Source organism: Pseudomonas carassii (assembly GCF_036324045.1).
GTDB lineage: Bacteria > Pseudomonadota > Gammaproteobacteria > Pseudomonadales > Pseudomonadaceae > Aquipseudomonas > Aquipseudomonas peradeniyensis.
Window position 1 is genome coordinate 69,396 of record NZ_JAZDCT010000030.1, and the last position, 6,770, is coordinate 76,165.

6 protein-coding genes and 2 pseudogenes are annotated in these 6,770 nt (G+C 66.0%); 7 read left to right on the forward strand and 1 reads right to left on the reverse strand.

Annotated elements, in window-relative coordinates:
* The 7 genes and pseudogenes from tatB to V0R62_RS26930 all read left to right on the forward strand — a co-directional run bounded on the left by tatB (position 1) and on the right by V0R62_RS26930 (position 5,964).
* Entirely contained in the window at positions 1-357 is a 357-nt protein-coding gene (tatB, locus tag V0R62_RS20390) for a Sec-independent protein translocase protein TatB (protein WP_330104982.1), read from the forward strand.
* Entirely contained in the window at positions 354-1,145 is a 792-nt protein-coding gene (gene tatC / locus V0R62_RS20395; protein WP_330104983.1) for a twin-arginine translocase subunit TatC, read from the forward strand. The genes tatB and tatC overlap by 4 nt, the downstream gene beginning before the upstream one ends.
* Positions 1,142-1,849 (forward strand): 16S rRNA (uracil(1498)-N(3))-methyltransferase, encoded by a 708-nt coding sequence (locus V0R62_RS20400; RefSeq protein ID WP_050707264.1) that lies wholly within the window; start codon positions 1,142-1,144, stop codon positions 1,847-1,849. Before tatC ends, V0R62_RS20400 begins: the two co-directional genes overlap by 4 nt.
* Before the next feature lie 99 nt (positions 1,850-1,948).
* A pseudogene (locus tag V0R62_RS26915) lies at positions 1,949-3,010 on the forward strand (methyl-accepting chemotaxis protein); the annotation flags it as partial.
* A 141-nt stretch (positions 3,011-3,151) separates the two neighbouring features.
* On the forward strand, positions 3,152-3,865 hold the full coding sequence (locus V0R62_RS26920) for a methyl-accepting chemotaxis protein (RefSeq protein ID WP_408005703.1): 714 nt from the start codon (positions 3,152-3,154) through the stop codon (positions 3,863-3,865).
* 155 nt (positions 3,866-4,020) lie between these two features.
* Positions 4,021-5,061: pseudogene (locus V0R62_RS26925) on the forward strand (methyl-accepting chemotaxis protein); the annotation flags it as partial.
* Positions 5,062-5,259: 198 nt separating this feature from the next.
* On the forward strand, positions 5,260-5,964 hold the full coding sequence (locus V0R62_RS26930; protein WP_408005704.1) for a methyl-accepting chemotaxis protein: 705 nt from the start codon (positions 5,260-5,262) through the stop codon (positions 5,962-5,964).
* Here the strand turns inward: V0R62_RS26930 and V0R62_RS20415 are convergent.
* Positions 5,954-6,091 (reverse strand): hypothetical protein, encoded by a 138-nt coding sequence (locus V0R62_RS20415; RefSeq protein ID WP_330104986.1) that lies wholly within the window; start codon positions 6,089-6,091, stop codon positions 5,954-5,956. The two genes, V0R62_RS26930 and V0R62_RS20415, sit on opposite strands and share 11 nt — an antisense overlap.
* Between the last annotated feature and the right edge of the window lie 679 nt (positions 6,092-6,770).

The window sequence follows — 6,770 nt, forward strand, 5'->3', positions numbered from 1 at the left end:
ATGTTCGGCATCAGTTTCAGCGAGCTGCTGCTCGTCGGCCTGGTCGCCCTGCTGGTGCTCGGCCCCGAGCGCCTGCCGGGGGCCGCGCGCACCGCGGGCCTGTGGATCGGCCGCCTCAAGCGCAGCTTCAACGCGATCAAGATGGAGGTCGAGCGCGAAATCGGCGCCGACGACATCCGCCGCCAGCTGCACAACGAGCACATCCTGCAGATGGAGCAGGAGGCCAAGCGCATCCTCAATCCGCTGACGCCACCGGCCAGCACTGAAACACCCGCCACACCCGCCGTCGAAGCCGCCCCCGCGCAGCCGACCGCGACGCCACCCTCCGAGCCGCCCCAACCGCCACGAGCCCCATGAGCGAGAATCCGGAACATGACCAGCCGATGCCGCTGGTCTCGCACCTGACCGAACTGCGCACCCGCCTGCTGCGCTGCGTCGCCGCCATCTTCCTGATCTTCGCCGGGCTGTTCTCCTTCGCCCAGCAGATCTACACCCTGGTCTCGGCGCCGCTGCGCGCGCACCTGCCGGCCAACGCAACGATGATCGCCACCGACGTGGCCTCGCCGTTCCTGACGCCGTTCAAGCTGACCATGATCGTCTCGCTGTTCCTGGCGATCCCGTTCATCCTGCAGCAGATCTGGGGGTTCATCGCCCCAGGCCTGTACCGCCACGAAAAGCGCATCGCCATCCCGCTGCTGGTATCCAGCATCTTCCTGTTCTATGCCGGCATGGCCTTCGCCTACTTCCTGGTGTTCCCGCTGATCTTCGGCTTCTTCGCCAGCGCCACCCCCGAGGGCGTGTCGATGATGACCGACATCGCCAGCTACCTCGACTTCGTCATGACCCTGTTCTTTGCCTTCGGCGTCGCCTTCGAGATCCCGGTGGCGGTGGTGCTGCTGGTGTGGATCGGCGTGGTCGACGTGCAGTACCTGAAGAAGATCCGCCCGTACGTCATCATCGGCTGCTTCGTGGTCGGCATGATCCTCACCCCGCCGGACATCTTCTCCCAGACCCTGCTGGCCGTGCCCATGTGGATGCTGTTCGAGGTCGGCGTGCTGTGCGGCAGCCTGATCCGCAAGCGCAGCCACGAGCCGGACGAAGCGAACAACGACCACAACGACCAGCCGCCTGCGACCCAACCGTGAACCTGTTGCTTCTTGAAGAGGCCGACTTCGTGTCGGCCGACCGTGTCGTCCTGGCCGATCGCCGCTTCACCCACATGCAGGAGATCCACCGCGTGGCGGTGGGCGACAGCCTGCGCGTCGGGCGCATCGGCGGCCTGATGGGCAAAGCCGAGGTCATCCGCCTCGAAGGCCATGAGGCGGAACTGCGGGTGGCCTTCGACCAGCCTCCGCCGGCCAAGCTGCCGCTGACCCTGGTGCTGGCCGTGCCGCGGCCGAAGATGCTGCGCCGGCTGTTCCAGACGGTCGCCACCCTCGGCGTGCCGCGGCTGATCCTGGTCAACAGCTACAAGGTCGAGAAGAGCTTCTGGCAGACGCCGTTCCTCCAGCCCGAGACCATCCGCGAAAACCTCATTCTTGGCCTGGAGCAAGCCCGTGACACGGTGCTGCCGGAAGTGATCATCGAGAAGCGCTTCAAGCCCTTCGTCGAAGACCGCCTGCCCGCCATCGCCGAAGGCACCCTGGGCCTGGTCGGCCATCCCGGCCCCTACCCTGCCTGCCCGCGCGCCGTGGAAGGCCCGGTGACCCTGGCGATCGGCCCCGAAGGCGGCTGGATCCCCTACGAGGTCGAGTTGCTCGGCAAGGCCGGACTGGCCCCGGTGCAACTGGGCGATCGCATCCTGCGGGTGGAAACGGCGGTCACCGCCCTGCTCTCGCGAATTTTCTGACGCAAGAGTCAGGTTTTTACCATCAAGTTTCCCCGCCCCGCGCCGATGGCCTGTGCAACAGAACAATAATCCGCACTGCCACGCGCCGGGGAGTCGTCTATGTACCGTTGGTTTGCCCAGTCACTGGGAAATGTAAGCGTCAATCGCAAATTGGGGATCGGCTTCGGCCTGGTGCTGCTGCTCACCCTCGGCATCACCTTCACCGGCTGGCTGGGCATCGACAGCGTCACCAGCCGTGGCGACAAGCTCGGCAACATCTCGGTGATCCACCAGTACACCCAGGACCTGCGCCTGGCCCGCCTGGGCTATGAACGCAACCGAGACGACGCCGCCGTGGCGGAACTGGAAAAGGCCCTGGCCAACCTCGAGCGCCAGGTGCAGTTCATGCTCGGCCAGATCGAGCTCCCCGCCGACCGCCAGCGCCTGGACAAACAGCAGGACGCCGTGCGCCAGTACCAGCAGGCCTTCGCCGAGCTCAAGCAGGCCGGCCAGCGCCGCGAGGCCAGCCGCGCCACCCTGGGCGACAGCGCCGACAAGGCCGCCGAGCTGATCGGCAAGGTCCAGCAGCGCCTGCTGCAGGGCGGTGATATCCAGCAGTACCAGGAGGTGGTGCAAGTCGCCGCCCTGTTGCAGCAGGCACGCTTCCAGGTGCGCGGTTACACCTACAGCGGCAAGGCCGAGTTCCAGCAGACCGCCCTCGGCGCCATCGACCAGGCCATGACCGTGCTCAAGGCCCTGCCGGGCAAGCTTCCGGCTGAATTCGCCGCCAGCCTCGACGACGCCGCCAGCGCATTGGCCGCCTACCGCGACGCGGTGAACCAGTTCGGCAACGCCCAGACTGCCAGTGAGCAGGCGCTGACGCGCATGTCCGCGCAAGGCCAACTGCTGCTGGTCACCAGCCAGGAAATGAGCGTTTCGCAAACCACCGTGCGCGACCAGGGCACCCAGCAGGCCAAGACCCTGCTGGCCGGCGCCACCGCCCTGGCCCTGCTGCTGGGGGTGCTGGCCGCCTTCGCCATCACCCGGCAGATCATCGTGCCGCTGCGCCAGACCCTCGCCGCCGCCGAGCGCGTGGCCGGCGGCGACCTGCGCCAGGACCTCAAGGCCGATCGGCGCGACGAACTGGGCCAGTTGCAGGCCAGCATGCAGCGCATGACCCAGGGCCTGCGCGAACTGATCGGCGGCATCGGCGACGGCGTGACACAGATCGCCAGCGCCGCCGAGGAACTGTCGGCGGTCACCGAGCAGACCAGCGCCGGGGTCAACAACCAGAAAGTCGAGACCGACCAGGTCGCCACCGCCATGAACGAGATGACCGCCACCGTCCAGGAAGTGGCGCGCAACGCCGAGCAGGCCTCGGAAGCGGCGCTGATGGCCGACCAGCAGGCCCGCGAGGGCGACAAGGTGGTGGGCGAGGCGATCAGCCAGATCGAGCGCCTGGCCGGCGAGGTGGTCAATTCCAGCGAAGCGATGAGCCAGCTCAAGGCCGAGAGCGACAAGATCGGCAGCGTACTGGATGTGATCAAGTCGGTGGCCCAGCAGACCAACCTGCTGGCGCTCAACGCCGCCATCGAGGCCGCCCGCGCCGGCGAGGCGGGCCGTGGCTTCGCCGTGGTCGCCGACGAGGTGCGCAGCCTGGCCCAGCGCACCCAGCAGTCCACCGAGGAGATCGAGGAGCTGATCGCCAGCCTGCAGAACGGCACCGAACGGGTGGCCAGCGTCATGGACAGCAGCCGCGCCCTGACCGACAGCAGCGTCGAGCTGACCCGTCGCGCCGGTGACTCGCTGGGCACCATCACCCGCACCGTGTCGTCGATCCAGTCGATGAACCAGCAGATCGCCACCGCCGCCGAGCAGCAGAGCGCCGTGGCCGAAGAGATCAACCGCAGCGTGATGAACGTGCGCGACATCTCCGACCAGACCTCGGCGGCGAGCGAGGAAACCGCCAGCTCCAGCGTCGAGCTGGCCCGCCTGGGGACCCATCTGCAGGGCTTGGTGGGGCGTTTCAGGCTCTAATCCGCGGCTTGCGGGCTGTAGGCCTTACCCTTCAACCCGCAGAGAATTTTCCTACTCGATTTGCAGGTCCAGTCCGACGGACTTCCGGCCGATGAGCAAAGGCCATGGCGGCATTCTGCCGCCATGGCCTTTTCTCAATTGGACGGAGACCTGCCATGTTCGGATACCTTGACCGCCAGCTCGGCAACCTCGGCGTCGGGCTCAAGCTCGCCCTGGGTTTCGCCGTGGTGCTGCTGCTCACCCTGGCCACCACCCTCAGCGGCTGGAGTGCGCTGGACGGTGCCATCGAGCGCTCGGAGCAGCTCGGCGACATCGGCCAACTCGACGACCTGACCCGTGACCTGCGCGCCGAGCGCATCACCTACCGGGTACTCGCCGACGACGTCAGCAAGACCCGCATCGCGACCATCCTGGAGCAGTTGCACGACCGGCTGACCCTGCTGCTGCAACGCAGCGGCGTCGATACGTCACGACAGATGCTGAACCAGAAACTCCAGTTGCTGCAGCGCCTGAAGGCCGACTTCGCCAGCCTGCAGAGCACCGTGGACAGCCGCGAAGGCTTGCGTGCAGCGATGCAGGCGCAGGCAGGCGTGCTCGAAGCCGTGATCGACGAGCTGCAGACCCAGGCCTTGCTGAAGCTGCCGGGCGATGGCCGGCAGGGTAGCGTGGTCGGTCTCATGGATACCCTGGGCCGCCATATCGAATCCGCCAGCCAGCAAAGCCTGGTGCCGGCCTATGCCTTCTCGCCCCGGGACAGCTTCGCCAGCATGGGCGATGCCGCGCTGCAGGCGGCGGACACCAGCCTGGGTCAGTTGCTGCGGGCCATCGCCCCGTTGGAGCTGCCCGGGACGCTGACCCAACGCCCACAGGTGGAACTGGACCGCTACCGCGACACCCTGCGCCAATACCGCGACACCGCGCTCAAGGTCGAGCAGTTGCAGGACGGCATGGAGAAAATGGGCGACGAACTGCAGGTCGTGAGCCGTGAGCTGAGCGAGCGCAAGCTCGAGCAGCGCGACAACGAGGCCCTGGCCGACCGTTCGCTGCTGACCAGCGTGGCCGTGCTGGCGCTGGTGTTCGGCATCCTCGCCGCCTGGCTAATCACCCGGCAGGTCACCCAGCCCCTGCGCCAGGTGCTGGCCCAGGCGGAGCGCATCGCCCGTGGCGACCTGAGCCAAGTACAGACGGTGCAGCGCCGCGACGAGATGGGCCAGTTGCAGACGAGCATGCGCGAGATGACCTTGAGCCTGCGCGAACTGCTCGGCGGCATCGACCAGGGCGTCGGTCACCTGTCCCGGGCCGCGACGGCACTGGCCGGCGCCAGCGTGGACACCCGCGAGCGCATTGGCCAGCAACAAGAGGAGACCGACCAGGTGGCCACGGCCATGAACCAGATGAGCGCCACGGTGCAGGAGGTCGCGCAGAACGCCGAGCAGGCCTCGCAGGCGGCCACCGCCGCCGACCGTCAGGCACAGCTGGGTGACGAGGTGGTGGCCGAGGCGATTGCCCGCATCGAGCAGCTGGCCGGGCAGATGGACCACTGCCTGGCGGCGATGGGTCACCTGGCCGGTGAAAGCCAGCGCATCGGGTCGATTCTCGATGTGATCAAGTCGGTGTCCGAGCAGACCAACCTGCTGGCGCTCAACGCCGCCATCGAGGCGGCCCGGGCCGGCGAGGCCGGGCGCGGTTTCGCCGTGGTGGCCGACGAGGTGCGCGGCCTGGCCCAGCGTACGCAGCAGTCGACCGAGGAGATCGAACTGCTGATCGGCAACCTGCACCGTGGCACCGATGAGGTGACCGGCCTGTTGGACGACAGCAAGCGCCTGACCGGGCAAAGCGTCGAGCTCAGCCGTAAGGCCGGCGCAGCGTTGGGGCAGATTACCGAGACGGTGTCGACGATCCAGGGGATGAACCAGCAGATTGCCACGGCCAGTGAACAGCAGAGCGTGGTGGCCGAGCAGATCAACCGTAGCGTGATCAATGTACGGGATGTGTCGGAGCAGACGCGAGCGGCCAGTGAGCAGACGGCGGTTTCGAGTGGGGAGTTGGAGCAGTTGGGGCAGCAGTTGCGGGGCATGGTGGGACGGTTCAATCTCTAAGTCTTGCAGGCGTGCCCAGATCGCCAGATCCTGAAACCAGACCGACGGCTTTGGCTTTGGCTTTGGCTTTGGCTTTGGCTTTGGCTTTGGCTTTGGCTTTGGCTTTGGCTTTGGCTTTGGCGATCAAGAGATTACCCCCATAGCCTGCTAGCGACAGCTGCGTCAGTCCAGGCGCCGCCCGTAACTTCGCGACTTCAGGAGGCCGAACGCAGGCCTTGCGGAGGGAGGTGACGGGCATGGATGCCCGTCAAGCGCTGCGCCCCAGGATGGGGCGTTCAGCGCGGTCCTCCCGGGAGCAAGGCCGGAGTGAGGGAACCCGGAGCGAAGCGGAGGGCCGGATGAATGGAGCGAGGATTTTTTGGTTCCTTTTTGATCCTTCAAAAAGGAACTCGCCGTAAGGGCGAAAAGGTGACTATGCGTCGACATCGCAAATGAATGCACCTACAACTATTAATACCAGCACTGACCGACTTTGACTTTGACTTTGACTTTGACTTTGACTTTGACTTTTAAATAGTTTGTTTTGAAAGTTATATTCGCATTCATTCGCGATGGTGACGCGAAGTCACCTTTCCGCCCTTACGGCGGCTCACTTTTTGAAGGATCAAAAAGTAAGCAAAAAATCCTCGCTCCATTCATCCGGCCCCTACGCTTCGCTCCGGGGTCCCCTCGCTCCGTTCTTGCTCCCGGGAGGACCGCGCTGAACGCCCCATCCTGGGGCGCAGCGCTTGACGGGCATCCATGCCCGTCACCTCCCTCCGCAAGAACTCCGCTCGGCCTCCTGAAGTCGCAATTGGCGGCGCCTG

Bases quoted from the DNA above. Each gene is read 5' to 3' on its own strand.
- tatC (WP_330104983.1), top strand. From the start codon at position 354: ATGAGCGAGAATCCGGAACATGACCAGCCGATGCCGCTGGTCTCGCAC.
- V0R62_RS26930 (WP_408005704.1), top strand. From the start codon at position 5,260: ATGAGCGCCACGGTGCAGGAGGTCGCGCAGAACGCCGAGCAGGCCTCG.
- tatB (WP_330104982.1), top strand. From the start codon at position 1: ATGTTCGGCATCAGTTTCAGCGAGCTGCTGCTCGTCGGCCTGGTCGCC.
- V0R62_RS26920 (WP_408005703.1), top strand. From the start codon at position 3,152: ATGAACGAGATGACCGCCACCGTCCAGGAAGTGGCGCGCAACGCCGAG.